The organism is Klebsiella sp. P1CD1 (assembly GCF_003790505.1).
GTDB lineage: Bacteria > Pseudomonadota > Gammaproteobacteria > Enterobacterales > Enterobacteriaceae > Klebsiella > Klebsiella variicola.
This window is the reverse complement of record NZ_CP033631.1, coordinates 2,039,296-2,065,544: the sequence shown is the minus strand read 5'-3', so window position 1 is coordinate 2,065,544 and position 26,249 is coordinate 2,039,296. Positions and strand designations below refer to the sequence as shown.

Here is a 26,249-nt window from a genome sequence, read left to right as displayed (position 1 = left end):
ATATCATGGCCCTGATGAGCGGGGCAATGTCATGGGGCGAACTGCCACGGAAGAGGCTTACCGGATGTGCGGGCTCTTTGCCGCCCGCCCCCGCAGCCTGCGAATTTATTCGGGTATAAGATGCCCGGATAAATTCGCAGGGAAATGAATATCACCTGGAATATATCTCATCCTGTTGGCCCCGATATAAGACGAAAGCTGCATTCCCTTGCGGCAGCTTATTTTACACTCATTGCTTATCCATCAGATAACGGTGCGCCTTTGAGGCTGCGCTGGCTGCTCTGAAAATATAACGCTTGTCGTTTTTCAGTGCTTTCAGCCAGGATGCAATATAGCTTTCGTGCTGAACCTCACCTTCAATGCTTAAATCTGCTATCAGAAACGCGCTACCGAGTTCCGCGCACAGCTCCTCGAAAGCGTAACACTCACTGCCAAATCTGCCTTTCATTTCGCGGTTAAGGCGGGCTTTTGCCCCGGTCCAGTGAACCAGCTCATGCAGGCCGGTGGCATAGAAGTTCGCCGCATCGTTAAACAGATGGCGCTCAGGCAGCCAGATTTCATCCGTGGCGGGCATGAAGAATGCATTCTGCCCCTTCTCGATGATTTTCGCACCGCTGCAACTGAAAAGTGCTTCTGCCTGCGGTAAGGGGTCAAACGTAGCGGCGGGGACTTCTGCTCCTGCTTTCTCCGTCACGGGCAGACCGTCAATCTGGTCAAGGTTAAACACCGTGAATGTTTTCAGTATCGGGATGTGTTCCGTCTCGCCCTCGTCGTTTTCTTTCTCCAGCGTGGTGTAGAAAATGGCGGTTGTCCCGCGCTCTCCCTTACGTACCTGACCGCCAGCGGCCTGCGACTGTTTGTACGTCATCCACCGTGAATCACTGAATCCCTGTTTCGAAGCACTACACCACAGCAGCATAATATTCATCCCGCTGTAAGCCACGTCGGTAGCATAATTAACAGGCAGACCGGACATTCCCGGAACACGCTTCCACGGGCATGACCACGGTTTTACACCCGCTTCAAGCGCTTCAATGATGCTGTCTGTCACGGTCTGGTAAATATCAGTCCGGCTTTTTAACCCTTTCGTTTTTGAGGAGCCAGAGCGCTCCAGCGACGATACGCTGGTCGCCGCTGCGGGGTTAGGGGCGGTAGTCTGGTTATGCAGGGAAATGGACATGGTTTTTTCTCCGTCAGTGGTGTGATTTTCGTCTTCGTATCGCCTGACGGTTCGCTTTCCCGGCGTCGTTCTGTCCCGCAGGGGCGCAGCATGCGTGCACTTCACCCTTGCAGGACGGGTTGCAACGGGAAACGATTAACCGGAAGCGAATACGGGAACGAAAAGCACGCGGGAGAAAAAATCGGCCCCTGCATAACCGGGCATAGCGCCCCTTAGTTCGCAGTGGTGAAAATAGATTTTTGGTAATTGAGGATTGGCACTAACGGAAAATTCTTGTTAATGCTAAATAACTGCTCGGAATAGTAGATCACTCAGGGGGAACTCAGCCCGGTTTATGCGATCTGATCAATCGCTGAATATCCCAAATCACCAACCGGACTGAGCAATGCCAATCATAGCACCAATTCCCAGAACTGAACGACGCATGATGCAGAAAACGCTCCATAAAACAAAGGACAAAAACCACGCCCGGCGACTCACAGCCATGCTAATGCTGCATCGTGGTGACACCGTCAGCCATGTTGCCAGAACGCTCTGCTGTGCCCGCTCATCAATTGGTCGCTGGATTAACTGGTTCACGCTGTCTGGCGCTGATGGCCTGAAGTCATTGCCGTCAGGACGTGGGAGGCGCTGGCCGTTCGAGCATATTTACGCATTGCTGCGTGAGCTCGTTAAGCATTCTCCCGGCGATTTTGGTTATCAGCGTTCCCGCTGGAGTACCGAGCTGCTGGCGATAAAAATCCGTGATGTCACCGGTTGTCCGCTACATGCTTCAACCATCCGGCGATGGTTACCTGCTGCCGGACTGGTATGGCTCAGAACAACGCCAACACTGCGTATCCGGTACCCGAATAAGGAAGAAAAAGTGGCAGCGATTAATGTGGCGTTAGCCAGCTGTAGCACAGAACACCCGGTGTTTTACGAAGATGAAGTGGATATCCACCTCAATCCCAAAATCGGCGCTGACTGGCAGTTACGCGGGCAGCAAAAACGCGTTGTCACGCCGGGGCAGAATGAAAAGTACTATCTTGCCGGTGCGCTACACAGTGGTACGGGCAAAGTCAGCTACGTGGGTGGAAACAGCAAAGGTTCATCATTATTTATCAGTATGTTAAAAAATCTGAAGGCGACATACCGGCGGGCAAAAACGATTACGCTCATTGTCGATAACTACATCATCCACAAAAGCCGTGAAACGTTGCGCTGGCTGAAAGCAAACCCAAAGTTCAGAGTGATTTATCAGCCAGTTTACTCGCCGCGGGTCAATCATGTTGAACGGTTATGGCAGGCGCTTCATGAAACAATAAGCCGAAATCACCAGTGCCGTTCAATGTGGCAACTGTTGAAAAAGGTTCGTCACTTTATGGATACCGTCAGCCCATTCCCCGGTGGAATGCATGGGCTGGCTAAAGTGTAGCGGTATTAGGAACAGTTATTTAGAATGTTTTCTCCTCCAAAATAAGCTCATTGTCGGGTTAAAATTCCGGGTATATTATCGAACGTCGTTGTGATTTTTTTCTTATTCCATTCTTCATCTCAATTTCACATAATCTGAAAAATAAATATTCTTTAGTAAAAAGGCACGAAGTACTCATAAAATATGGTCACTACTTTATTAGTGACCATTATTTATGGATCGAAGCATTTTCAGGTTTTCATAATTACTGCTGACGTATCAGGTCTACGGCATCATAAGCGAATGAAGGGCCAAGCCAGCCTGCACCACCTGAACCACTTATTACACTAATGGTCAGGGTGTTCTCACCCTCTTTCAAAACGCCTTCAGGAATATCAAATGTATAAAGGGTGTTAAAGCCGCGATATGTACCTACAGTTATATTCCTTGTCTTGGGTTGAACCGGTGCCCCTGACTTCGCAATCCAGCCGTTAACATTGATTGCAGGGCGCCCACCTTGTCCTGCAGTGGTAGTACCAATTCTTAGCCTGCTGGCGCCCAACTGCTCACTGGTTAAGCGGAAGTTAATCTTTATATCATTATTGATGTTACGACATTGATACGCCGGGAAGTGTTTATTTGGTACAGACTGCCCAATAGTATATGTTTCTGGGGTCCAATCGGACATTCTAACATCTGTAGGATGCATGACTGTAATTTTATCCCCATTCATTAATTCCTGAGGAGAACCATCCCACTCACCGATTCGCCACAGGCTTTCAACAAACGAAGGATCGTCAGTTATTGTCAGGTGACTGATCTGCGTTGTTGCCCCGGAAATTACTGTGACTGTGTCTTTAAGAACTTCTAGTTCATTTTTAAAGACCGTCAAATCATATTCCCCGGGAATAAGTCCTTCGCACTTAAATTGAGTTGTAATGTTATTTATAATACACCAGTAAAAAGAAGATTTATTTGAAAAAGATACAGTGTATGTTGATTTTCCATCCAGGCCATCAATTCCCGTACAATTAATACCCCCCCTGTTTTCCAAGGGAATCCAGCCCAGCAGGTTTGTATCAGCAAGCCATGTCAATCCAGGTTTTTCTGGCTGAGATCCATCATTGAATACAAGCGTATACAGATTAAGGATCTTCGTACGGAATACATCAGTCTGAGCCATTCCGTAGTTAATAATATATGTAATTTCCTGATCTTCACTGGCCTGATTCAGCAATGAACGATAAAAGGGACCTCCGGACATACCTTCCGCATTTCCACGCACAACCCAAAGCCCAACATTATCACCTGTAGCACCGATGTATGACCAGTCTTTAAGTCGCTGATTCGAGTAATGCTTAGATTTTGTGTGACCATCATCCGTAGAAAATATATCAGCAGATTCGATTGTCTTTGTGGTTCCATGCAAATCTGAAGGCTCAGGACCATAAGGAAGTAAGGAATAATTAGTTCTCAAAATATACCTTACATGTCCATGGACATCAGGTTGCTGAGTAAAGTACGTCCCCATATAAATATTGTCCTCACCTTTTCTGACAATATAGTAATGAGTCAGATACCCTGCTCTTACGGTAACTTTGACGATGTCATCATTAATTAATTCAGCCTCAACATTTACGTCATAAATGCCATTGTATAACCAGTCGAAGCCAGAATTAATCTGGCTGCCACGGGACTTATCCTGATACTCAACACCTTTATAAATTAAGGATGCAATATCGCCTGGCGATTGTGTGCTGGAACCATAATCCTGACGTCTGACTTTAAAAATTAAATTCTCACCATTTTTAATAGTAAAGAACTCATTGTCAGTAACCAAACCAAATTCAGACATATTAAATATCTCCTTTATAATAACTTTGTGCGATTAAGGAAAGAGAATTTTCCGTGCTGCGAAATGCATAATGAATTTTATACTCTGTCCATTCTCACTCCTGTAGTAATAATCTTAAAAAGGTTATAATTCTCATAAATGTTGTATCATGATCAAAACATCCCCCCCATTGTTAATGACGCAGCTATGCTGATTTGTAAATAATCATAGAGTGGAACCGGGTCTACTGTGTTCACAGTCATGCAAAATACCTCTTCACCATAAATAAGCGCAGCATGTCCCCTCTTCAATTAGAAAGACATGTAAAAAAATTATGCACGGCTCGGCTCTCAGCTTCAGCCATCCAGAGTAGATTAAATGCTTTTGACACGACGATATGTCGCTAATTAAGCATTTACGAATTTTTAAACGGAACCTTAAGCCGATAATACCTTCGTTAACGACATTTAGTACCTAAACTTTGTATTAGGTTCACCATTGTGAAAACCTTTTTTACTGGGTAAGCACAATACCTCCCAACCCCACCAATACTGTATATAAACACAGTACCCCCGGCACTGTGGCATGTCAACAGATGAGATGAAATTGTTAAGTATAAGTGGGTTACGAGGACCGTACAGACTGTAGTTAGTATTCAGCTCACAGTGCAACGCGCCACGGCTGTAAATCGCTGTCCCGGTTGACTGCCCAGCATGTACTGACATTATGCATATGGAGATGGTAGCGCTTTGATTCTGGACTGGCCCCATAGATCACCAGACACTTCGCCTCTCTTAAAATAAGAGGTAGTCTTAGACCTATGTTTAACACCAATCAGAATAATAAGATGGTTGAAGTGTTATCAGGACCTGTGCGGCGCCGCCGCCGTACACCGCAGGAAAAAATAGCCATTATTCAGCAGACATTTGAACCCGGTATGACCGTGTCTCATGTCGCCCGCCTGCATGGCATCAATGCCAACCAGATTTTCAAATGTCGCAGGCAATACGAAGACAGCTCGCTAACAGCCGTGGCTTAAGGTGAAGAAGTTGTGCCTGCTTCTGAACTTGCTGCAGCCAATAAGCAAATCCGTAAACTACAGCACCTTCTGGGCAAAAAGACGATGGAAGCTGAAATACTTAAAAGGCCGTGGAGTTCGATCGGGCAAAAAAATGGATTGCGCATGCGCCCCTGTTGCCCGGGGACGACGAATATCCGACGTTTGCCTAAGTATTGGCGTGTCGCGTGCGCAGCTGAGTATCAGGGTTCACCGGTTGTCTGACTGGCAGGATCACCGGCGACAACCCCGTTTTGACGATAACGCGGTGTTGTCCCGGATAAATACCGCTGTGGCCAGCCTGCCCGCGTACGGTTACCGACGGGTGTGGGCACTGTTGCGACGAGAATCTGAGCGTGACGGGAAGCCTGTAGTTAATGCAAAACGGGTGTACCGCATTATGAACACCCACCATCTGCTTCTTGAGCGAAAACCTGCGGATAAGCACCGTAAACGGGCCCATAAAAGACGTGTTGCAGTGGCTGAGAGCAACCGACGTTGGTGTTCAGACGGCTTTGAGTTCCGCTGCGATAATGGCGAAAAGTTGCGGGTAACCTTCGCACAGGACTGCTGTGACCAGGAGATCACCACGAGCACGTACTGAGGATCGTTCAAACCAGATTAAGTAATCCGTAACTATTAGTGGTCATTCTGGTGGTCTTGACAGGCAAGCCATTCTGGCTTAGCTTAATTATTAGCCACTTGCTGGCAAAGGCGATCCCAGTCAGAGGAGCCAAATTTAAAAAAGCCTGCTTTCGAGCAGGCTTTTTACTTTTCGGTTTTCATGCCTCTTCACGAATCTTTATACGATGTAGATTCAACAAGTTAGCGTGAAAAATTTTCCTGATGCATTTTCATTCCTTCCTCCGCATCAGGCAATATTCTGGGTCATTTCAGTTCGATTTTGCGCTGACCACCCTATGTCTTTTTGCGACACCCAATTCCGCAGTTTCAAGCCTAATGAAAAACCTTTTAAGTTTACTCAGCGGGACTGAGTTTCGCGCAGGCCGATGCAATGCGCCGCCCGGCTTCAGCTACCGTGGCGTTGTCTGTGGCAATCGATAATCGAAAATAGGGCGACAAGCCGTATGCGCTGCCGCCAACGCCGGACACGCCGTTTTCCAGCAGATAATCCAGCACGTCAGCTTCGTTTTCGATTTTCGCCCCGCCTGGCCGGTAACGTCCGATTAATCCGGCGCAGCGGCAAAAGACAAAGAAACCGCCCTGCGGCACCCGCAACTCCAGCCCGTCAATATTCGCCAGAATGTCGGTTATCACATCGCGCCGTTGCTGATAAGCCGCAACCTGTGGCGCAATAAAATCCAGCCCGCCGTTAAAGGCTGCCAGCGCAGCCGCCTGACTCACCGAACTGGCACCGGAACTGATTTGCGACTGCACCACGGTCATGGCGGCAATAAGCGCTTGTGGCCCGGCACCAAAACCAATTCGCCAGCCGGTCATTGCATAAGTTTTGGATACGCCGCCCACCAGCAGACTGCGCCCCTGTAAATCAGCGGCTACGTTGAGCAGATTCTGGTGTTCACAGCCATCAAACAGAATGTGCTCATATAAGTCATCGAGCATGACCAGCACCTGCGGATGTCCGCGCAGGACGGCGGCCAGCGCCTGCAATTCCGCGGCGGAATATACTGCGCCGCTCGGATTTCCTGGATGATTGAGCACCAGCCAGCGGGTGCGCGGCGTAATACTGGCGGCCAGCTGTTCCGGCGTCAGTTTGTAACCCTGCTCCAGATGACATTCGACCAAAACCGGTGTGCCGCCGTTAAAACGCACGCTATCCGGAAACGTCGGCCAGTACGGAACCGGCACAATCACTTCGTCGCCATCATTGAGCGTAGCGGCAAAGGCATTGAAAATGACCTGCTTGGCTCCGTTGGCAATCATAATGTCGGCAACAGGGAATGGCAGCCGGTTTTCCCGCTGTAATTTCTGTCGCACCGCCTCACGCAACGCTGGAATGCCCGGCGTCGGCGTGTATTTGGTTTCACCACCCGCAATCGCCTCGTATGCTGCCTGTTTAATGTGAGCGGGCGTATCAAAATCCGGCTCACCGGTGGTGAGATCCAAAATATCCACCCCAGCTTTTTTCAGGTCATTGGTGCGCTGTTTCGCCGCAGCATTGGCGGAAAGTGACACGCGCTGAACGCGGTCTGACAAAGAAATCGTCATCGTAATGTTCCAACGCTAAAGTTAAGACAGGCGGTTAAAGTCAGGCTCAGGCAGCCCAAGGTTTTCACGCAGCGTGCTGAATTCATACTCTTCACGGAACAACCCGCGACGGCGCAATTCGGGGATCACCAGCTCAACAAACAGCGAAAGCTGTTCCGGCATCACCGCCGGCATGATATTGAAACCGTCTGCCCCGCCTTCTTCAAGCCAGTGCTGGAAATCATCGGCGATAACGTCCGCCGTACCGACCAGTACGCGGTGCCCACGCGAACCGGCAGCAATCGCGGCCAGTTCACGCAGGGTCAGATTTTCGCGATACGCCAGATCGGTCAGCAGTTTCACTCGGCTCTGATTACCTTCACCAGCAGGCACATCCGGCACCGGTCCATCAAGCGGAAACACACTCAGATCCATATTAAAACGGGTGGAAAGCTGGCGGATGCCGTTATCAATATCCACCAGCGAATTCAGTTCACGCCAGGTTTCATGCGCCTCTTCCAGCGTGCGGCCCACGATGGGCATTACGCCTGGCAAAATCAGCACGTGATCTGGATTCCGTCCGGCCTCTTTCACCTGCTGTTTTTGCGCGCGGTAAAACGTTTGCGCTTCTTCCAGCGTGGCGGCCGCAGTAAACACGACTTCCGCCGTGGCCGCCGCCAGTTTCTGGCCGTCAGCAGAAGAACCAGCCTCAATAATCACCGGGCGCCCCTGCGGCGAACGAGTGATATTCAGCGGACCCTGTACCTGAAAATACGTGCCCTGATGATTCACCGGCTGGATTTTCTCGTTCACGAAATACTGGCCGCTGGCCTTGTCCGGCTGCACCGCCCCCTCCTGCCAGCCTTCCCACAGTTTGAACGTCGCCTCGAGAAACTCATGCGCCACGGCATAACGTTCGGCATGCGTGGGCATATCGTCGCGGCTGAAATTGCGCGCCACGTCAGTGGAAAACGACGTTACCACGTTCCACGCCGCACGGCCGTGGCTGATGTGATCAAGAGAAGAAAAGCTGCGTGCCAGATTAAACGGATCGCTGAATGTCGTTGAAGCCGTGGCGGCCAGCCCGATATGGCGTGTTTGCACTGCCAGCGCCGACAGCAAGGTCAGCGGCTCAAGCCGCGCCATGGTGGACGGCAACCGGTAGACGCTGGTCGCCAGAGCATCGCCGACGAAGAACATATCGAACTTGCCCTCTTCGGCTTTTTTGGCAATCCCCGTCAGCCAGTCGATGTCGGTCGGCGAACCAAGGTGTTCAGTTAAGCGCCAGCCACTGACGTGATGCCCGAGCGGCTGTACAAACAGACCAAGACGCAATTGACGTGTGTTTTTTGCAGAAGATGAATCAGAGGTCATGGCGTTATCCCTGTGAATAATAGTTAGTTTCGGTTTTCCGCAGGGCTTTTTCGATATTTTCCGCTGCTATTGGAAACGGTAAACGGGCGGCATTTTCGGCGGAGAATTTTACTTCGCGGGCAATGGCCGCGATGATCGCCTCCCGGTCACCATTCAGTGGCGGCAATGACAGTGGCGCGTCATATTCACGTAACAACGACAGCAACTGCACCTCGGGCTGGCCGTCATCGCTTTCCAACAGGGACTGCACCAGCAACCCGAAACCCACTTTCTCGCCGTGCAGCCAGTCATGCAATTCCGGCTGATGGGTGAAACGGTTATGGATCGCGTGCGCCACGCCCGGCGCAGGGGTTTCATCGCGCATGCTGTTAGCCATACCTGCCACCGCGATATTGGCGTCGATAACTTTCATCAGCGCCGGTGTGACTTCATGGCGGGCGTTGTCCTGCACCGCCTGAGCGCCGTATTGTTCAAAGACGTCCACCGCCAGTTTTGCTGCCTGAACTTTCAGGTTCAGCGCCAGACTGTCGTCGCTTTTCTGTTTATACGGGCGGAATTCGTACCATTTCGCCAGCGCATCCACGATGCCCGCTTTGAGATAACGCACATCGTTTTGCGCAATCACATTCGTGTCGACCAGCAGCATCAGCGGCATACGCGACAACGGCTGGCTGCGCACATGCCCGCCGAGCTCATTATAAATAATGCTGACCGGCGACCAGGCGGCACAGGTCGCGGCAACGGTCGGTATGGTCACCAGCCCGACGTGGGACAGCAGATTCGCCACCGCTTTGGCACAATCAAGCACCCGCCCACCGCCAATGCCCAGTACCAGCGTGGCGTTTTGTTCCCGCACGCTGTTCAGATGGGTTTCGATAGCCGCATCGGTACATTCCGTGGTGAGAAAATTGACCTGCCAGCGAATACCGGCTGCCTCCAGGCTGGTTTCCAGTTGCGGATTCACCGCCCGCCACGCTTTCGGGCTGGTGATGATCGCGACATCGGAGGAATGAACGGCAAGTAGCTCACCGGTGCGTGAAAGCAGGCCGGGCTGATGATGATAGGTCTGCGGTGATTTTATGGCGAACACATCGATGCCCTGTATTTGTCGTCTGGTTAAAGAGAAACTCCCCGTAATTAAACAGGAATTTGATATGGGATATATTCAAGTGTTATTAAAAGCATCCTACGAGAATTGAAAAAATTAACAAAGTGCTAAGTGGGGATCCTTATTAACTTATTCTCAATAGCATAGATTGATTTTTGCTATAGCCTATAAACCCCTTGCATGCTGTGCTGGATCAAAGAAATGATAGTGTCAGACAGGGCTAATTTAACGCAATGAAAACAGAAGCATCTGGCATCATCCCATACCTGATACGCCATTTCGATATCGTGTTTTTAATGACGATCTTAAAACAACGTTAATTATCCCTTATATAAGACGAGAGTATTATGTCCTCACATCCGATAGATTTTCTTTTACTTGGCAACAATTTTGGCACACCCGAAATGCGGGAAATCTGGTCAGAGCAAAATCGCCTGACACAGCAAATTAATGTCGAAGTTGCGCTGGCATTGGCCGAAGGTGAGCTGGGTGTGATTCCGCAACAGGCTGCGCTGAGCATTGCGGAGCTGGCCAATGCCAGCCAGCTGAATATTAAGGACATCGCCGCCTCCGGCGCGCAGATGAAACATTCTCTGATGCCGGTGCTCACCGCATTGCAACAGCAATGCGGTGACGCAGGGGAATACATTCATTACGGCGCAACCACGCAGGATATCATCGATACCGCCACCGTTTTACAGCTGGCACAAACTCTGAAAGTGATCGTCCGTGACAGCACCGCCGTGGCGAATGAGCTGAAAGCGCTGGCGCGTGAGCATCAGTACACGCTGATGACAGGCCGCACCCACGGTATGCAGGCGTTGCCCACCACGTTTGGCTTTAAAGTCGCCGTCTGGCTGGATGAGTTTATCCGTCATCTCGACCGTCTTGCCGCCATCACGCCGCGTCTGCTGACCGGTAATATCAGCGGCGCGATCAGTACCTACGCTGCGCTTGGCGAAGTGGGTCCGGAGGTAGAACGCCGCACACTGGCGCGCCTGAACCTCAGTACGCCGAATATCGGCTGGCAGGCTGCGCGTGACCGCTTTTCAGAATACGCCTCGGTGGCGGTGCTGATCAGCGGCACTCTGGGCAAAATCGGCAACGAACTTTACAACCTGATGCGCACCGAAATTAATGAAGTCGAAGAGCCGTTCAGCAGCGGGAAAATCGGCTCCACCACCATGCCGCACAAACGCAATCCCGCGGCCCTCGAAGGTCTTGCCAGCCTGACACAGCCGCTGTTGCACAGCGCATCACTGATTTATCAGTCGATGCACGTGGAGCATGAACGTGATGCGATGAGCTGGCGCGCCGAGTGGCTCGCCCTGCCGGAAATCTCTATTTATCTCTCTGCACAGCTGCAAAATGCTCAGTCGATTCTCTCCGGCCTGACGGTCAATAAAGCACGCATGCTTGCGAATTTGCAAATGCAGGACGGCCTGCTGCTGTCCGAAAAAGTGATGTTTGAGGTCGGTAAAAAACTCGGTAAACAAACCGCGCATCATCTGGTTTATGAATGCGCCATGCAGGCGTTTGAAAAACGACACGCTTTTAAAACCGTTCTGCTTGCGCATCCGGTGTTGGCGGCCTGTATTACTGAACGGGATCTTGACCACTGGTTAGATCCGGCTCATTACACCGGCTGCGCCGCGCAAAAAGTCGATGACGTCATCCGCTTTGCCGAGCAGTCCGGTCATCTGACTTCTCCTGAGGGATCTGGGTTATGACACAACATTTCAGGCGGCTGACGCTGGATGATAAACACGATTATCTGACACTGATGCTGGCCGCCTACGCGCCAATCAAAGCGCTCGGGATTCAGTTTGATGCTGCCACCGCCGATCTGGTACGCGTGACACAACACCTCGACGATCATGCGGTGTTTGCGCTCTTTGATGACCAGCGGATGGCGGCTTCGGTTACCCTGCGCTTCCCGTGGGGCGCAATGCCCGGCCCTTTGGGCCTGCCGCATATTGGCTGGTTTGGCACGCATCCAGATTACGCCGGTCAGAGCCTCGGCAAAAAACTGTTGGGCTGGCTGGAAGACAACATTCTGATCCGCGAACTGAAAGCCCCGGCTTACTCACTCGGTACCGCCACCAGCCATCCGTGGCTGCGCGATATGTACCTGAAACTGGGTTTTCAGCCGGTCTTTGAAAGAGACCTCGGCAAAGGACATATCACGCTGTACCTGAAAAAAATTCTCGATGAAAAAAGCCACGCCCGCTGGCTGGAACGTCAGCCACCTACAGGAGTTTAAATGTTAGATATCACGCAGGAACATCAGCCACTGGCGGCGTTTATTCAGGATTTTCGCCACCACCTGCACCGCCATCCGGAGCTGTCCAACGACGAATTTAACACCACTGCCAGTATCCGGGCGGTACTGGAGAAGTATCAAATCCGCGTGATAGATTTGCCGCTCAAAACTGGTCTGGTGGCAGAAATTGGCGGCATCAATCCCGGCGAACTGGTGGTGCTACGTTCTGATATCGATGCCCTGCCGATTGAAGAAAAATCCGCTGTGGATTACACCTCGCAAAATCCCGGAGTGATGCACGCCTGCGGCCACGATTTCCACACCTCGGCGGCACTTGGCGCGGCGATTTTGCTGAAAGCGCAGGAAGATTCGCTTTCCGGCACGGTGCGCATTCTGTTTCAGGCGGCGGAAGAAACCGGTCACGGTGCGCCGGCGCTGATTAGCACCGGCGCGCTCGATAACGCTGCCGTCATTTTCGGCATTCATAACGATCCCTCTTTGCCGGTTGGCGTTATCGGCAGCAAAGACGGCGCATTAACCGCCGGCGTGGATCGCTTTGCGATCGCCATCTCCGGTACCGGCAGCCACGCGGCGCGTCCACACGAAGGCAACGACCCGATTATTATCGCCGGACAGGTGATTTCCGCGCTGCAAACCCTGATCGCCCGCAACGTGCCGTCCGCACACAACGCGGTGGTTTCTATCACCCAGGTTCACAGCGGGAGCACCTGGAATGTGATCCCGGATTCCGCCTGGCTGGAAGGCACCGTCCGCACCTTTAATCAGGACACACGGGAACTGATCGAACGCCGTTTGCGGCAGGTTCTTACGGGTATCGCTGCGGCATTTGATACCGACATCAGCCTCGACTGGCAGCCAGGCCCGCCGTCAGTGGTCAATACGGCTAAATGGGTGGATTTCGCGCTGGCGCACGGTGAAGGCTCCGGCTTTGAAGCCCGTCGCGTTGAAGCCAGCCCGATAGGGGAGGACTTCGCGTTCTATCAGCAAAAATTGCCCGGCGCATTCATCATGATCGGCTCCGGAGGCCCTTACGCGCTGCACCATCCACAATTTCGCGTTGACGATCGCGCCCTGTTTCCGACTGCACATTACCTGTCGCAACTGGCGGTACAAGCGCTGCGCACTCTCAGTGCGGAAATAAACAGCAAGGATAAAAGCGCATGAATCGACAAGCAGGCACCGACTTGCCAGGCATGGATTCTCATCGTTGACCCTTGACGGGCACCCGATTTCAGACGCCCTGCTGGTGCAACTGCATGCGCTCTGCGAGCGTGAACCTTTCGTTAATTTATTATCTTCGGTCGCTCAGGCCTGAAACGGGGAATACACCGATGACATTAACGCAATCGCTGGCGAAACTTATCGTCAGCTCGTCCCCTTCCCCCGCGGCTCATGAAGCAGCACGGGAAGGGTTACTGGATTTTTTGGCGGTTACCCTGCCGGTTTTACGCGGCGACTTCCCCGATGCGGGACTGAACAGTTTGCATCAGGTTTACCGCGCTGACGATCCGCCGACCCGCGCGTTGCTGCTCGGGTATGTCGGGCACGCGCTGGATTTTGACGATTTCCATCCCGATTTTCGCGGTCACCCCAGCGTGGTGATTTTGCCCGCGCTTCTGGCGCTGGCCTCACAAAGACCCGATATCAATGGCGCACATTTTCTCGATGCGTATGTGACCGGAGTGGAAATGTCCGGGCGCCTCGGGCTGGCCGTCGGTTCTCAGCATTACACCCTCGGTTTTCACAATACCGCTACGCTCGGCACGATTGCCGCCGCCGCTGCCTGCGCGCGGCTGGTGCATGCCACGGAGCGGCAAACGGCAGTGATTTTGGGTATCGCGGCGACGCAGTCTGCGGGCTTACGTGCGCAGTTCGGCAGTGATGTCAAACCGTTGCACGCGGGCCTGGCGGCGCAGACCGCCGTCATTGCCACACAGCTCACGCTGGCAGGCTTTCACGGCCAGCCGGACAACGTGCTGGACAGCTTTTTATCGACTTATTGCGCCGGTCAGCAGCAGCCGGAAAAACTTATCTCAGGCTGGGGCGCGCCGTGGCGGATTATCTCGCCCGGTCTGGAATTCAAACCCTATCCGACCTGCGGAGGCACGCATAGCGCCGCCGATGCCGCACGAGCTCTCCGCCAGGAGTGGCTGCAAACGGGCAACGGCGCGGATGTACTGATCGCAGCCATCGAACGCATTGAAGTGTCTTTTCCGCCGGGCGGTGATATTGCGGCGTCGGTGCGAAAACCCAACACCGGCGTTGAAGCCAGGTTCAGTCTGGAATACGTGATTGCGGCATGTTTGCTGCGCGGAGAACTACGCTTAGAGGATTTCTCATCGGCGCCGGTGGCGACAGATATTGCCGCGCTGGCAGAAAGTGTGGCGCGTTGCCCGGATTTCTCCGCACCGCCGGACGAGCTGAACCCGGCCGCGCGTTTTCATCAGGTGACGGTGTTTTTGCGTGACGGTAGCGTGCTGCAACAGCGCTTCACGCGGCAGCAAAGCCTGGCGATCCCGTTTGATTTACCGGCAAAACTGCGTGCCTGTTTGCCCGGCCTCACAGACGCAAAGCGGGTGGAGCTGGTGGCGCTGAGCAGGCTGGAAAACCGCGACAGTCTGCCGCGGCTGGTTGATATGTTATTTGCGAAACAAATTAACGCAGCGTCATTATAAAACCGTCGACAGGAAATTACGGACACGGACGTTCTCCGTTTCATCGAGTACACTTTTCGTTGGCCCCGACGCCACAATCTTGCCACCCTCCATAAAGATGACGTTATCTGCCACTTCTCGTGCAAAGCCGATTTCGTGGGTGACAATCACCATCGTTATCCCGGAGTGCGCCAGCTTTTTGATCACCTGCAACACTTCGCCCACCAGTTCAGGATCCAGCGCGGAAGTGGGTTCATCGAACAACATCACTTCAGGATCCATCGCCAGCGCACGGGCAATGGCTACACGCTGCTGCTGCCCACCGGAAAGCTGCTGCGGCCAGTCATCTTCACGACTGGCTAACCCAACCTGCCGGAGCAACGCGCGGGCTTTACTGAGTACCTGCTCACGGTTTTGCTTCTTCACCCGCAAAGGCGCATCGGTAATATTTTGCAAAACGGTGCGGTGCGGAAACAGGTTAAATTGCTGAAATACCATGCCGGTACGGCTGCGCTGCGCGGCGATTCTGCGGCTGCTCAGTTCATACAATGCCTGCCCTTTCTGCTGATAACCCACCAGTTCGCCACCGATACGGATCGTGCCGCCATCCAGTTTTTCAAGATGATTGATACAACGCAGCAAGGTGGATTTCCCTGAACCGGAAGGCCCGAGGATCACCGTGACCGAGCCGGCCGGAATATCGAGGCTGATTTCATCCAGAATGGTATTACCGGAGAAACGCTTAGTGACTTTGCGAAATTCAATGGCTTCACCCATGGCTGGTTTCTCCTGCGCTGATACTGGGGGTACTGACCGCGCCGGATGCCGACGCTTTCCCGGCTTTGCGTTTTACCTTGCGGTGACTACTGCGGCTGAAATGTCGTTCAACGTAATACTGAATCACTGAAAGCAATGATGTCAGCAGCAGGTACCACAACGTGGCGACCAGCAGTAGCGGGATCACTTCATAGGTGCGCTGATAAATAATCTGCGCGGAGAACAGCACATCCTGTAGTGAAATCACCGAGACAACCGCTGTGGTTTTCAACTGACCGATCACTTCATTCCCGGCCGGAGGCAGAATGGCGCGCATCGCCTGCGGCAAAATGGTGTGGAGGAATATTTGTGCCGGGCGATAACCCAGAGCACGTGCAGCCTCGACTTGCCCGGTGCCGACGCTCTGGATCCCGGCGCGGATAATCTCTGCGGCATAGGCAGACTGATGCATGACTAATGCAATCACGGCAGCACTGAACGGGCTAATCAGTGAGTTCGCAGAAGCGCTCCAGATTTCACCAACCCACGGCAGCGAAATCGAAATAGTCGGGTAAAGCGCGGCAATGTTGTACCAGAGAAATAACTGAACCAGCATCGGCACCCCGCGGAAAAACCAGGTATACCCCCAGCTGACAGCGACCAGCACCGGATTGGATGACAGGCGCATCAGCGCCAGGATCGTGCCGCCTGCAAAGCCAAAAATCACGGAAATTGCGGTCAGTTGCAATGTCATCAGTACGCCCTGAATGATCGACGGACCGGTAAAGTTTTCGGCAATCACCGACCATTCAAAACGCGGATTGCTGAGCATGGAGTTCCCCATAGCCAGCAATATCAGCAATACGATCAGGGCGCTTATCCAGCGCCCGATATATTTTTTACCGATGATCCGCAGTTCTTCCGGCTGCTGATCGTGTGTTTCACTGCTCATCCGAAAATCTCTTCATTACGTTTTGACTCTTTGACTGCGCCAAAACCGATGGACCATTTATCGAGGATTTTCTGGTAAGTCCCGTCCTTGATCAGCGAGTTCAGGGATGCCTGCACCGCCTCTTCCAGCCCCGACTGTTTAGGGAACGCCACGGAGACAGGCGCATCATCAACATGAATAGTGCCGGTCAGCGTCAGCGGTTTGACCTGGCTAACCTGATAGGTCAGACCTTCATACGGGCCGAAGAACATCGGTACGCGACCGCTGACCACGGCCTGTACGCCTGAAGGGCGATCCGGGAATACGGCAATCTTGATCGGCGGCTTACCCGCATCAGTACAAATTTTGCTTGCAGCTTCAAGACGCCCAATCTGCGTAGTGCCCGCGCCGGCGCCTACTTCCTGCCCGCACACAGCCTCAAAAGAGGTAAATGGCGCAATATTGGCGTCTTTACGCGAGATGACCCCCAGGCGCGACGCATCGTAGTAACTGACGAAATCGACCTGCTCGAGACGTTTTTTGGTGGCGTTGATATTGGATAGTGCGACGTCATAGCGACCCGATTTCAACCCCGGAATAATATTGTCGAAACCGCCGGTATCCTGCCAGCGCACTTCCACACCGAGCCTTGCCGCCACGGCATTCATCACATCAATCTCACGCCCGGCGAGCGTTTTATTGTCTTCCTGGAAAAAAGTGGTTGGGGGCGTATTCGGATTGGTGCCTGCAACGATATATCCGCGTTTGGCGATATCCGGCGGAAGCTTACTTTTCAGCGCCTCATCAGCGGTGACATGAAAGGTGGTAGAGGACGGAACAACCTGCCCGGCAGCCCACGCAGAAGAGAGATTCCCGGCAATCAGCAAAGGAAGCAGTAATTTAGATAACGTCATAAAGAAGCCTTTTCCTGGTTAAAACCTGTAAAAACCACAAAAGAGGTGTGGTAAAAGAGGCAAGGCCATCAGAGGGGTTTTATCATTGATAGTGCAACACCCGCCCTGCCTTAGACATGATTCTGCGGGCATATGCCTTTTACTGACAAATGAGAAAAAGAGATAAAGATTTCGAAAAAATGGGAAAGTCAGGGGCGGGCTAAAGAACACTTTTCATTCAAACTCAAGGTCAGCGCCGTGGGCTCGCAGCACTCGCTGGCTCAAAAGAATGTTAAACCACTCCTTTTGATATTCTGCGGTTTTAACCGTGCGCTCACGCCTGCTATGCGTCAGGTAAATCGCCTTGATACCAGATGCAAGTCATTAGCCTGGCGCACGCGTACTGGTCAAACGCACCTCATGGCTTCATCACGACGCGGCCAAGCGGTTTCGCTGTCTCAGCGAATTCGTGGGCCGCGGCAGCGTTAGCCAGGGGGAAGATACGGTCAATGACCACCTTGATACGCCCTGCTGCTACAGCCTGCAACAGGTCGTCCACACTGGCCCGCACGCCAGGCCTTGCAAAAAGGGGGCCCATGAAGACTCCCATGAGTGTCTGGTTAGACTGCATTGGCGACCACAAGTCGACAGTCAGACTCCCCCCGCCCGCATTACCGACGAAGACGAGACGTCCTTCCGGGGCAAGTGCAGAAAGCGAAGCAGGCAGCGTCGTCCCCACCGGATCGATGACGAGGTCAACACCGGTACCCTGGGTGTACTGTCGGACACGGTCTACGATGTTGTGCTCGGCACGATCCACGACATGATCGGCACCCAGTTCAAGCAACCGACTCCTGCGCTGTGTTCCGCTTGCCACGGCGATGACCGTTGCGCCTGCTTGTGAGGCAAGCTGAACGGCCGCGAGCCCCACGCCACCCGCCGCGGCCTGAATAAGGACGGTTTCTCCGTGTCGGAGCATGCCTTGGGTGAAAAGACAATGATGCGCGGTTGCAAAAGAAATCGGTACCACCGCCGCTTCAGGCATCTCCACGCCATCGGGGATAAGCCAGGTGTGTTCCGCGGGTACCGCCCAACGTTCCGCATGTGATCCCTGCAGGTGAAAAGCAGCGACTCTGTCCCCAACCTTACGGCTACGGACATTCGATCCGACGGCAACCACTGTGCCCGCGGCCGCGTAGCCCACGACCCATGAAGGAAGCGGCGGCGGAGTTGAACGGCGGTTGATCAGATCGCCTCCTTCAATGGAGATTGCCTCGACAGCAATCAGGATATCGTCAGGCCCGGTGATCGGATCGGGGATATCGACATATTTCAGGACGCCGGGAGCGCCTGCCACGTCATAAACCGCTGCTTTCATAAATTGTCCTCTGTCCCCTCCGTTAATCCGCACCCGTCTGGCTAACTCTCCCGATCCAGCATAGACCTCCACAGGCAGCGCAGGTTGCCCTATTGAATTTTCGACTGGCGGAAAGACTCATAACGCTTAGGGCAGCTTGGCAATGACCTTTATCTCAAACGTGAATCCGTAAAGCCAGGTCACGCCGATCCCGGTCAACGTAGGGTAAGGCGCCTCCCCCCAATATTCTGGCAGAATACTCCAGATAGCGTCGAGATTTGACTCGGGATCGACGACAAAGAGGGTAACGTCTACCACGTCACCAAACGTGCAGCCCGCCGCCGCGAGCACAGCATTAAGATTATTGAACGCCAGCCTGACCTGAGCTTGCAGATCGTGCTCAGGCGAGCCGTCCTCGCGGCTACCAACCTGCCCCGAAACGAACAAAAAACCATTGGATTTGATGGCCGGTGAATAGCGATTGCGCTCATAGAGCGTCTGCCGACCGAAGGGAAAAACGGCTTCGCGTGCTGTCATGTTTTGTACCTTTATCGTGGGGCGAAATAAGCCCGGTGAATATAAAGACACTTTACAGCGGCGAGATCGGGCGGATAAACAAGCGACTTTGTCCCTCATTGTTTGTAATATCCAAACAATCGGTGAAAAGAGAGGATAAGGAATGGATCGTTTCGATGCGATGCGCGCCTTTGCTCGCGTGGTAGAGGCAGGTAGCTTCACGAAGGCTGCCCAAACGCTTCATATGAGCAAAACCACGGTGACGCAACTCATTCAGCAGCTGGAAGCGCGCCTGCGCGTCAAATTGCTCCATCGCACTACCCGCAAACTCGGTGTGACTCCTGATGGCGCGGTCTACTACGAACGCGTCATCCGTCTGCTGGCGGACATGGAGGATGCTGAAAACAGCCTGTCCAGTGCGGCGATGACGCCCAGGGGACGGCTACGGGTGGATGTACCCAGTCCGCTGGCCCGCCTTATTCTGGTGCCGGCGCTACCGGCTTTCCACGCCCGCTACCCTGATATCCAGTTCGACATGGGTGTGAGCGACCGGGTGGTGGATCTGATCGGCGACAACGTGGATTGCGTTCTGCGCGGTGGTGAAATCACCGACCAGTCCCTAATCGCACGCCATGTCGGCGATTTGCAAATCGGCGTCTACGTCGCCCCCCATTATGTGGAACGCCTTGGCGCCCCTGCGCACCCGCGAGAACTGCAAAACACCGACCATCGCATAGTAGGATTCGTGTCCTCACGCAGCCGTAAGATTGATCCTCTGGTTCTGCGCAGTGAGAGTGAACAGATTGAAATTACGGGCAATTATGTGCTTGCCGTAGATGACGGCAATGCTTACCTCGAAGCTGGATTAGCCGGGTTAGGCGTGATTGCGCTGCCAATCTATATGGCGGCAGCACATCAGGCTGTTGGCGCTTTGATTCCGTTATTTACACAATGGCGTATCAGCCCAATGCCCCTGCACCTGGCGTTTCCGCCGAACCGCCATGTCAACGGCAAACTGCGCGTTTTTATTGACTGGATCGTTGAATTGATGCAACAGCATGTCCCCATTACCAACAATAAGTAACGACATCCCAGCTCCCTGATTCGCTTATCAACGACGATGGGTGATCATTCCCGTTGTTTTGAACGAAAGTTAATAATAGAAATCGTTTTCCCAATTTAAATATTTATAACGAATCCAAGAACTATAATGCGGGATTGCCGTCCTGTTCGGGACTCGCTGGAAATTTTTCCCCTAACACTAGTCTGTTTGCCTAACTACAGTATTCATGGGATTCCCGATGAGGTACACTTTATCTTTAATATCGTCATTCCCGCACCATTCATTGTAATTATAGAAAATTGCATTTAATAAAATAAGGATATTAATTTATGAAAAAGGTATAAAAATTATCATCACGGTAGTTTTCGTGATTCTGGCATTGCTGAGCGGCATGATGAGCTTCATGATCGTCGGGATGGGGGTCAGCGGTAGTGGCTGTGGTCAGGAGTGTTTTGATAATATGGATTCTGCAAAACTCATTAGTATTATATTCTGGATATTGGCTATCATAAGCGGTATCTTCGCTTTCATGGACAATGGCAGCCAAAAAAAAGATCCTCAGTAACAATATTAAGTCCATAGATATATTTGCAGATTTTATCATCTCCTCCTGAGCATCTCCTGGCACCCTCATTAAAACGCCATCACCGCCACTGCTGATAAGTTAAGGATCGGTTTCCCGATCCTTATCCCCAACAACGTTGAATGCATCGACAGCAAAAGAGCCTTCTTACAATAACCGTTAATCAGGCTAAACGCCCCGCTACAAACTCCCCTGCACCGCTGAGGCGCTGATATTCACCGGCATGCCGGAGCGGCGCTGCAGGGTTTGCTCGGCCTGCGAAGGACTCACTCCCGGCCCCTGAGTAAACTCGCGCAGCGCCGAGGTCATCGGCAAGGGGACTTTTCTGTCGGATTCAAATTCCGCCCGATTGCGCGACAGCGGCTCGTGCACCTCCAGCCAATGGCTGCCGTCCGGCTCCACGGTGTACTTCACCGGCTGATCGATCAGCTGGACGCGCGTCCCCACCGGTACGTTATCAAACAGGAATTTAATATCGTCATTGCGCAGGCGAATGCACCCCTGGCTGACGCGCAGCCCAATGCCAAAGTTAGCGTTGGTGCCGTGGATGGCGTACAGCCTGCCGATGTAGATCGCATACAGCCCCATCGGATTATCAGGCCCGGGCGGCACCAGCGCCGGCAGGGTTTTGCCCTCTTTCGCATACTCGCGCCGGGTATTGGCGGTCGGAACCCAGGTCGGTCCCTCCTGCTTGCGCTCTACCGCCGTCACCCAGTTACGCGGGGTTTCGCGTCCGGCCTGGCCAATGCCGATTGGCAGCACTTCCACACTATTGCCCAGCGGCGGGTAATAATAGAGACGCATTTCGGCGACGTTGATGACGATCCCTTCGCGCACGGTGTCAGGCAGGATCAACTGTTGCGGAATAATCAGCGTCGAACCGGAGTGCGGCAAATAAACATCAACGCCGGGGTTGGCCTCCAGCATATTGCTCAACCCCTGGCCGTACTGGGCAGCAAAACTTTCCAGCGGTTGGGTGTTGTTCTCCGGCACGGCGATGGTAAATGCGCTGCCCACCAGACGACTTCCCTCCGGCGGCAGCGGATAACTGACGGCCAGCGCGCCGTGGCTGGCGAGCAGCATCAGCGCAGAACAAAGTAATTTCACACGCCGCATCGTCATTTTCCCTTCCTCAGTCGCGACTCTCGTGTGTGAATTATAGCGTTATTTCCTCGCCCCGATCCGCTGACCGCGATGGCTTAAATCTGATAGTCGATAGCGGCCTCTTCCGGCTCCATCGCCTGACGCTTAATTTCATCCAGCGACAGTCCGGCATTGCACAGTTCGATAAAGCGCCAGACGTAGTTACGCTGCAGCTGGCCCCGCTTCAACCCCAGCCACACGGTATTGGCATCGAACAGATGACGAGTATCGAGACGCGTAAAGGTGTCCGCTTCCCGGGCATCTCCGGACTGCTCGGCAACCAGCCCGACGCCCAGCCCCAGCTCGACATAGGTCTTGATGACATCGGAATCCTGGGCGCTCAGCACGATATCCGGCATCAACCCCTTGCGGTTGAAGGCCTCATCGATTCGCGAACGGCCAGTGATCCCCTGGCGGTAGGTGATTAACGGCCAGCGGGCTATTGCCTCAAGCGTCAGAGGAGAAACCTGCGTCAAAGGATGATCCTTCGGCACCAGCAGGCTGTGATGCCAGCGGAACCAGGGGAAAGCCGCCAGCGTCGGGTCGTTGCTCAGGCGCTCGCTGGCGATACCGATATCCGCCCCGCCGTTATGCAGCAGCGCTTCGATTTCCTGCGGGGTGCCCTGCACCAGCTCGACGCGAACATCTGAGAACAGCTCGCGGAAGGCTTTAATCACCGGCGGCAGGCTGTAGCGCGCCTGGGTGTGGGTGGTGGCGATGGTTAAGACGCCGGAGGCATCATTGGTAAAGAGATCCGCCAGCCGCCGGACGTTGCTGGCTTCATTGAGGATGCGCTCGGCAATGGATAACAGCGCTTTACCCGGCTCGGTCATGCCTAACAGGCGCTTACCGCGACGGATAAAGATCTCAATCCCCAGCTCCTCTTCCAGTTCCCGGATATGGCGGCTGACGCCTGACTGCGAGGTATAGAGCATATTCGCGACTTCCGTCAGGTTGTAATCCTGACGGGCCGCCTCACGGATAATTTTCAGTTGCTGGAAGTTCACCCTTTCCTCCGGGCCAATGGACTTAACGTATCTGCTATTGTTAAAGTCTGTTGTCCCAGGTAACAAATAATAAAAACCAGCAACTTATTCCTTAAGAGAATATAGCCTAACTAACCAGCTGCAGTTCACGGTTCTCCAGCGACGGGCGGCTCACCAGAGACAGCAGGATCTCTTTCACCGCCTGCGCCTGCGGCGACAGACTGCCGCGTGCCGACATATTCAGCGACAGCGACAGGCTCATCGACGGCGTGCTAATCCGCGCCATCCAGCCGTTTGCCGCGCCGCACAGGGAGCGGGCAGCGGATTCCGGCAGGACCGTCGCCCCCATGCCGCTGGCGATAGCCGCAGTCAGGGTGGTAATGGATTCGATCTCGCCGATAATTTTCGCCGACAGACGACGCAGGGTGAACGCCTCGGTGACCCGCGCCCGTACCGCGCTGTAATCCCGCGGCAGGAACAGGTTCATCTCCGCCACCGCCGTGAGATCCACGCTCTGTCCCGGGCAGTCGCGGGTACCCACCAGATAGAGATCCTCTTTCAGCAGCGGCTGGCTGACGATACCGGCCACTGGCGAACGCTCATACAGCACCGCCATATCCAGCTGACCCGCCAGCAGCTTGTCATTCAGCGCAGTGCCGCTGCTCTCCTGCAGATAGACCATCACCTCGGGCAACTCATTACGCACCGTCTGCAGCAACGGCATAGTAATGGCAGAAGCCGCCGTGCCCGGCGCCAGGCCAATCGAGACCTGACCACGCAGCGTCTGGCCGACGTTATTGACCGCCAGCTGCGCCTGCTCACACTGGCGCAGGATGGTTCGCGCATGGGTGTAGAGAATTTTACCGGCTTCTGTTGGCGTGACCCCTCGCTTGGTGCGTATCAGCAACTGCTGGTCCATTTCACCTTCCAGGGTCGCGACCTGCTGGCTCAGGGCCGGTTGTGCGATGTGCAAGACTTCAGCGGCCTGGGTCAGACTGCCGATATCGACGATTTTCACAAAATATTTCAGTCGTCTTAAGTTCATTTTGCCTCCTGTAAGGAACGCCAGCGTCAACGCTGGAAGTATGATGTAACTGGTTTTGCAATTTGCTTGCCAGCTTTTCAATTGCGCTGCCGCTGCCCGCCAGAAGCCGTGTTATAAGGGATAGTGATAACAATCCAGCTTTTATTTGCCCGGTAAGCAGATTGTGGTATGCCCCATTAGGGGTATTTTTGCACCGCAACGGTGCGTAATGGTGAAAAAAGCGGCGCCCAGCCAGGGGTTGTTGAAATTGTCAGCAGTTGAACGCAATTCTTTGAATCAGGCTTTGACAAGGCCGGATGGCATCGTTAATATGCGCCCCGTTCACACGATTCCTCTGTAGTTCAGTCGGTAGAACGGCGGACTGTTAATCCGTATGTCACTGGTTCGAGTCCAGTCAGAGGAGCCAAATTCTTGTTTTCATGCCTCTTTGCGAATCCTTATGTGATTTAGATTCAATAAGTTAGCGTGAAAAGTCTTCCCGATGCATTTTCATTTCCCCCTCCGCATCGGGCAAGATTGGTGGTCTGATTTGGGGTCATTTCAGTTCGATTATGGAGTGACCACCATATGTCTCTGAACGACGCTAAAATCCGTAGCTTAAAACCATCCGCAAAACCCTTCAAAGTTTCTGATTCTCATGGACTGTACCTTTTAGTCAATCCAGGCGGTTCACGTCTCTGGTATCTCAAATATCGTATCAATGGTAAAGAATCTCGCCTCGGCTTAGGTGCCTATCCCGATGTTTCTCTGGCTTACGCTCGTCAGCAACGTGATGGTATACGCAAGCTGCTAACGCAGAATATCAATCCATCACAACAACGTATCGCAGAGAAAGCTGCCCGCTCACCAGAAAAAACATTTAAGCACGTTGCATTGAGCTGGCATAAAAGCAACAGAACATGGTCTGAGAACCACGCCTCCCGTCTGCTTGCCAGCATGAACAATCATATATTTCCTGTGATTGGACACTTGCCAGTAGCTGAACTGAAACCTCGTCACTTTATCGACCTGCTGAAAGGCATTGAGCAAAAAGGTCTGCTGGAAGTCGCAGCACGTACCCGGCAGCATATGTGCAACATCATGCGGCATGCGGTGCATCAGGGGATGATTGAGAGCAATCCAGCATCGAATCTCGAAGGTATCATCGCAGCACCGGTTAAACGACACTACCCCGCCCTTCCCCTTGAACGACTACCCGAATTGTTGAGTCGCATTGATGGCTATCATCAGGGACGGGAATTAACCCGGCTGGCTGTTTCACTTACCCTGCATGTCTTTATTCGCTCCAGCGAACTGCGGTTTGCCCGCTGGACGGAGATAAGTTTCACAAATAAAATCTGGACGATCCCCGCCACACGAGAACCGCTCCCAGGCGTCCGCTATTCCAGCAGGGGGGCGAAAATGCGCACGCCGCACATTGTGCCGCTGTCACAACAGACCATCGACATACTGAAGCAGATAAGAGAAATCTCCGGTGATCAGGAGTTGCTGTTCCCCAGCATCCATAATCCATCCAGACCAATGAGTGAAAATACGGTTAATAAGGCGCTGCGGCTGATGGAATATAATACTAAAGAGGATGTCTGCGGCCACGGATTCCGGGCAATGGCCTGTAGTGCCCTGATAGAATCAGGTCTCTGGTCACAGGATGCAGTTGAGCGTCAGATGAGCCATCAGGAGCGCAATAGCGTTCGGGCAGCCTACATCCACAAGGCGGAGCATCTGGAAGCCCGCAAGGCGATGATGCAGTGGTGGTCAGATTATCTGGACAGGTGCAGAGAGGAATTCGTGCCATCCTATATTTTGGGCCATCAGCAGGCCAAAGTCTGAACTACGGTATATACCGATTGATAAGCTTGAAAAAGGGCTCAGCTAATGAGCCCCGTTTAAGACTAAATACTTCGCATATATACTTAAAAC

The 26,249-nt window shown here is 53.1% G+C and carries 22 protein-coding genes, 1 tRNA gene and 1 pseudogene; 11 read left to right on the top strand and 13 right to left on the bottom strand.

Features of this window, described 5'->3' with window-relative positions:
* Positions 1-229: 229 nt before the first annotated feature.
* Positions 230-1,180 carry an ArdC family protein gene (locus tag DTA24_RS10400; RefSeq protein WP_123836812.1) on the bottom strand — a complete coding sequence of 317 codons (951 nt, stop codon included), beginning with the start codon at positions 1,178-1,180 and terminating at the stop codon, positions 230-232.
* 385 nt (positions 1,181-1,565) lie between these two features.
* Here DTA24_RS10400 and DTA24_RS10395 point away from each other — a divergent pair, with 385 nt between their 5' ends.
* Entirely contained in the window at positions 1,566-2,597 is a 1,032-nt protein-coding gene (locus DTA24_RS10395; protein WP_123836811.1) for an IS630 family transposase, read from the top strand.
* Between the two features lie 244 nt (positions 2,598-2,841).
* Here DTA24_RS10395 and DTA24_RS10390 read toward each other — a convergent pair whose 3' ends face one another.
* On the bottom strand, positions 2,842-4,431 hold the full coding sequence (locus tag DTA24_RS10390; protein ID WP_123836810.1) for a rhamnogalacturonan lyase B N-terminal domain-containing protein: 1,590 nt from the start codon (positions 4,429-4,431) through the stop codon (positions 2,842-2,844).
* 826 nt (positions 4,432-5,257) lie between these two features.
* On the opposite strand from DTA24_RS10390, the pseudogene DTA24_RS10385 reads away from it, so the two are divergent.
* A pseudogene (locus tag DTA24_RS10385) lies at positions 5,258-6,050 on the top strand (transposase); the annotation flags it as partial.
* Positions 6,051-6,109: 59 nt separating this feature from the next.
* Complete coding sequence (locus DTA24_RS29085) at positions 6,110-6,301, top strand: hypothetical protein (RefSeq protein ID WP_123836809.1); 192 nt, start codon at positions 6,110-6,112, stop codon at positions 6,299-6,301.
* 144 nt (positions 6,302-6,445) lie between these two features.
* On the opposite strand, the gene DTA24_RS10375 is transcribed toward DTA24_RS29085, so the two are convergent.
* The 3 genes from DTA24_RS10375 to DTA24_RS10365 are packed head-to-tail and all read right to left on the bottom strand — an operon-like array spanning position 6,446 to position 10,100.
* The gene (locus DTA24_RS10375; RefSeq protein WP_060876548.1) at positions 6,446-7,657 is read right to left on the bottom strand and encodes an aminotransferase class I/II-fold pyridoxal phosphate-dependent enzyme; all 1,212 of its coding nucleotides are present in this window, start codon (positions 7,655-7,657) and stop codon (positions 6,446-6,448) included.
* Positions 7,658-7,678: 21 nt separating this feature from the next.
* Complete coding sequence (locus DTA24_RS10370) at positions 7,679-9,010, bottom strand: LLM class flavin-dependent oxidoreductase (protein ID WP_101139466.1); 1,332 nt, start codon at positions 9,008-9,010, stop codon at positions 7,679-7,681.
* A 4-nt stretch (positions 9,011-9,014) separates the two neighbouring features.
* Positions 9,015-10,100, bottom strand: coding sequence for an iron-containing alcohol dehydrogenase family protein (locus tag DTA24_RS10365; RefSeq protein ID WP_060876546.1), 1,086 nt, complete (start codon positions 10,098-10,100; stop codon positions 9,015-9,017).
* 365 nt (positions 10,101-10,465) lie between these two features.
* Between DTA24_RS10365 and purB the strand changes: the two genes are divergently transcribed.
* The 4 genes from purB to DTA24_RS10345 all read left to right on the top strand — a co-directional run bounded on the left by purB (position 10,466) and on the right by DTA24_RS10345 (position 15,077).
* Positions 10,466-11,848, top strand: a complete 1,383-nt coding sequence (gene purB, locus DTA24_RS10360; protein WP_012967652.1) for an adenylosuccinate lyase — start codon at positions 10,466-10,468, stop codon at positions 11,846-11,848.
* Positions 11,845-12,381, top strand: a complete 537-nt coding sequence (locus tag DTA24_RS10355; RefSeq protein ID WP_008804194.1) for a GNAT family N-acetyltransferase — start codon at positions 11,845-11,847, stop codon at positions 12,379-12,381. Before purB ends, DTA24_RS10355 begins: the two co-directional genes overlap by 4 nt.
* Positions 12,382-13,566, top strand: coding sequence for an amidohydrolase (locus DTA24_RS10350; protein WP_012541199.1), 1,185 nt, complete (start codon positions 12,382-12,384; stop codon positions 13,564-13,566).
* Positions 13,567-13,733: 167 nt separating this feature from the next.
* On the top strand, positions 13,734-15,077 hold the full coding sequence (locus tag DTA24_RS10345; RefSeq protein ID WP_110220120.1) for an MmgE/PrpD family protein: 1,344 nt from the start codon (positions 13,734-13,736) through the stop codon (positions 15,075-15,077).
* Here the strand turns inward: DTA24_RS10345 and DTA24_RS10340 are convergent.
* The 5 genes from DTA24_RS10340 to DTA24_RS10320 all read right to left on the bottom strand — a co-directional run bounded on the left by DTA24_RS10340 (position 15,072) and on the right by DTA24_RS10320 (position 19,530).
* Positions 15,072-15,833, bottom strand: coding sequence for an amino acid ABC transporter ATP-binding protein (locus DTA24_RS10340; protein WP_008804191.1), 762 nt, complete (start codon positions 15,831-15,833; stop codon positions 15,072-15,074). The genes DTA24_RS10345 and DTA24_RS10340 overlap by 6 nt on opposite strands.
* Entirely contained in the window at positions 15,826-16,764 is a 939-nt protein-coding gene (locus DTA24_RS10335; protein ID WP_008804190.1) for an amino acid ABC transporter permease, read from the bottom strand. Before DTA24_RS10335 ends, DTA24_RS10340 begins: the two co-directional genes overlap by 8 nt.
* Positions 16,761-17,657: an ABC transporter substrate-binding protein gene (locus tag DTA24_RS10330; RefSeq protein WP_008804189.1), complete on the bottom strand. Its 897-nt coding sequence runs from the start codon at positions 17,655-17,657 to the stop codon at positions 16,761-16,763. The genes DTA24_RS10335 and DTA24_RS10330 overlap by 4 nt, the downstream gene beginning before the upstream one ends.
* A 397-nt stretch (positions 17,658-18,054) precedes the next feature.
* A complete protein-coding gene (locus DTA24_RS10325; protein ID WP_123836808.1) occupies positions 18,055-19,014 on the bottom strand; it encodes a quinone oxidoreductase family protein in 960 nt (319 codons plus the stop codon).
* Positions 19,015-19,140: 126 nt separating this feature from the next.
* Positions 19,141-19,530, bottom strand: a complete 390-nt coding sequence (locus DTA24_RS10320; RefSeq protein ID WP_012541196.1) for a RidA family protein — start codon at positions 19,528-19,530, stop codon at positions 19,141-19,143.
* A gap of 142 nt (positions 19,531-19,672) precedes the next feature.
* Here DTA24_RS10320 and DTA24_RS10315 point away from each other — a divergent pair, with 142 nt between their 5' ends.
* Positions 19,673-20,593, top strand: a complete 921-nt coding sequence (locus DTA24_RS10315; protein ID WP_012541195.1) for a LysR family transcriptional regulator — start codon at positions 19,673-19,675, stop codon at positions 20,591-20,593.
* A 304-nt stretch (positions 20,594-20,897) separates the two neighbouring features.
* Complete coding sequence (locus DTA24_RS10310; RefSeq protein ID WP_048271876.1) at positions 20,898-21,137, top strand: hypothetical protein; 240 nt, start codon at positions 20,898-20,900, stop codon at positions 21,135-21,137.
* A gap of 198 nt (positions 21,138-21,335) precedes the next feature.
* Here DTA24_RS10310 and ldtA read toward each other — a convergent pair whose 3' ends face one another.
* From ldtA to nac, 3 genes are all read right to left on the bottom strand, one after another.
* Positions 21,336-22,277: a L,D-transpeptidase gene (gene ldtA, locus DTA24_RS10305; protein ID WP_032733302.1), complete on the bottom strand. Its 942-nt coding sequence runs from the start codon at positions 22,275-22,277 to the stop codon at positions 21,336-21,338.
* Between the two features lie 77 nt (positions 22,278-22,354).
* Positions 22,355-23,305, bottom strand: a complete 951-nt coding sequence (cbl, locus tag DTA24_RS10300) for an HTH-type transcriptional regulator Cbl (protein WP_004180456.1) — start codon at positions 23,303-23,305, stop codon at positions 22,355-22,357.
* A 106-nt stretch (positions 23,306-23,411) separates the two neighbouring features.
* Complete coding sequence (nac, locus tag DTA24_RS10295; RefSeq protein WP_002911729.1) at positions 23,412-24,329, bottom strand: nitrogen assimilation transcriptional regulator NAC; 918 nt, start codon at positions 24,327-24,329, stop codon at positions 23,412-23,414.
* A 330-nt stretch (positions 24,330-24,659) separates the two neighbouring features.
* Between nac and DTA24_RS10290 the strand changes: the two genes are divergently transcribed.
* A tRNA-Asn gene (locus DTA24_RS10290) sits at positions 24,660-24,735 on the top strand.
* 161 nt (positions 24,736-24,896) lie between these two features.
* Positions 24,897-26,159, top strand: a complete 1,263-nt coding sequence (locus DTA24_RS10285) for a tyrosine-type recombinase/integrase (protein WP_123836807.1) — start codon at positions 24,897-24,899, stop codon at positions 26,157-26,159.
* The last annotated feature ends 90 nt before the right edge of the window (positions 26,160-26,249 follow it).

Coding starts and splice junctions, on each gene's coding strand:
- DTA24_RS10400 (WP_123836812.1), bottom strand. CDS start 1,180: ATGTCCATTTCCCTGCATAACCAGACTACCGCCCCTAACCCCGCAGCG.
- DTA24_RS10395 (WP_123836811.1), top strand. CDS start 1,566: ATGCCAATCATAGCACCAATTCCCAGAACTGAACGACGCATGATGCAG.
- DTA24_RS10390 (WP_123836810.1), bottom strand. CDS start 4,431: ATGTCTGAATTTGGTTTGGTTACTGACAATGAGTTCTTTACTATTAAA.
- DTA24_RS10375 (WP_060876548.1), bottom strand. CDS start 7,657: ATGACGATTTCTTTGTCAGACCGCGTTCAGCGCGTGTCACTTTCCGCC.
- DTA24_RS10370 (WP_101139466.1), bottom strand. CDS start 9,010: ATGACCTCTGATTCATCTTCTGCAAAAAACACACGTCAATTGCGTCTT.
- purB (WP_012967652.1), top strand. CDS start 10,466: ATGTCCTCACATCCGATAGATTTTCTTTTACTTGGCAACAATTTTGGC.
- DTA24_RS10355 (WP_008804194.1), top strand. CDS start 11,845: ATGACACAACATTTCAGGCGGCTGACGCTGGATGATAAACACGATTAT.
- DTA24_RS10350 (WP_012541199.1), top strand. CDS start 12,382: ATGTTAGATATCACGCAGGAACATCAGCCACTGGCGGCGTTTATTCAG.
- DTA24_RS10345 (WP_110220120.1), top strand. CDS start 13,734: ATGACATTAACGCAATCGCTGGCGAAACTTATCGTCAGCTCGTCCCCT.
- DTA24_RS10340 (WP_008804191.1), bottom strand. CDS start 15,833: ATGGGTGAAGCCATTGAATTTCGCAAAGTCACTAAGCGTTTCTCCGGT.
- DTA24_RS10335 (WP_008804190.1), bottom strand. CDS start 16,764: ATGAGCAGTGAAACACACGATCAGCAGCCGGAAGAACTGCGGATCATC.
- DTA24_RS10330 (WP_008804189.1), bottom strand. CDS start 17,657: ATGACGTTATCTAAATTACTGCTTCCTTTGCTGATTGCCGGGAATCTC.
- DTA24_RS10325 (WP_123836808.1), bottom strand. CDS start 19,014: ATGAAAGCAGCGGTTTATGACGTGGCAGGCGCTCCCGGCGTCCTGAAA.
- DTA24_RS10320 (WP_012541196.1), bottom strand. CDS start 19,530: ATGACAGCACGCGAAGCCGTTTTTCCCTTCGGTCGGCAGACGCTCTAT.
- DTA24_RS10315 (WP_012541195.1), top strand. CDS start 19,673: ATGGATCGTTTCGATGCGATGCGCGCCTTTGCTCGCGTGGTAGAGGCA.
- ldtA (WP_032733302.1), bottom strand. CDS start 22,277: ATGACGATGCGGCGTGTGAAATTACTTTGTTCTGCGCTGATGCTGCTC.
- nac (WP_002911729.1), bottom strand. CDS start 24,329: ATGAACTTAAGACGACTGAAATATTTTGTGAAAATCGTCGATATCGGC.
- DTA24_RS10285 (WP_123836807.1), top strand. CDS start 24,897: ATGTCTCTGAACGACGCTAAAATCCGTAGCTTAAAACCATCCGCAAAA.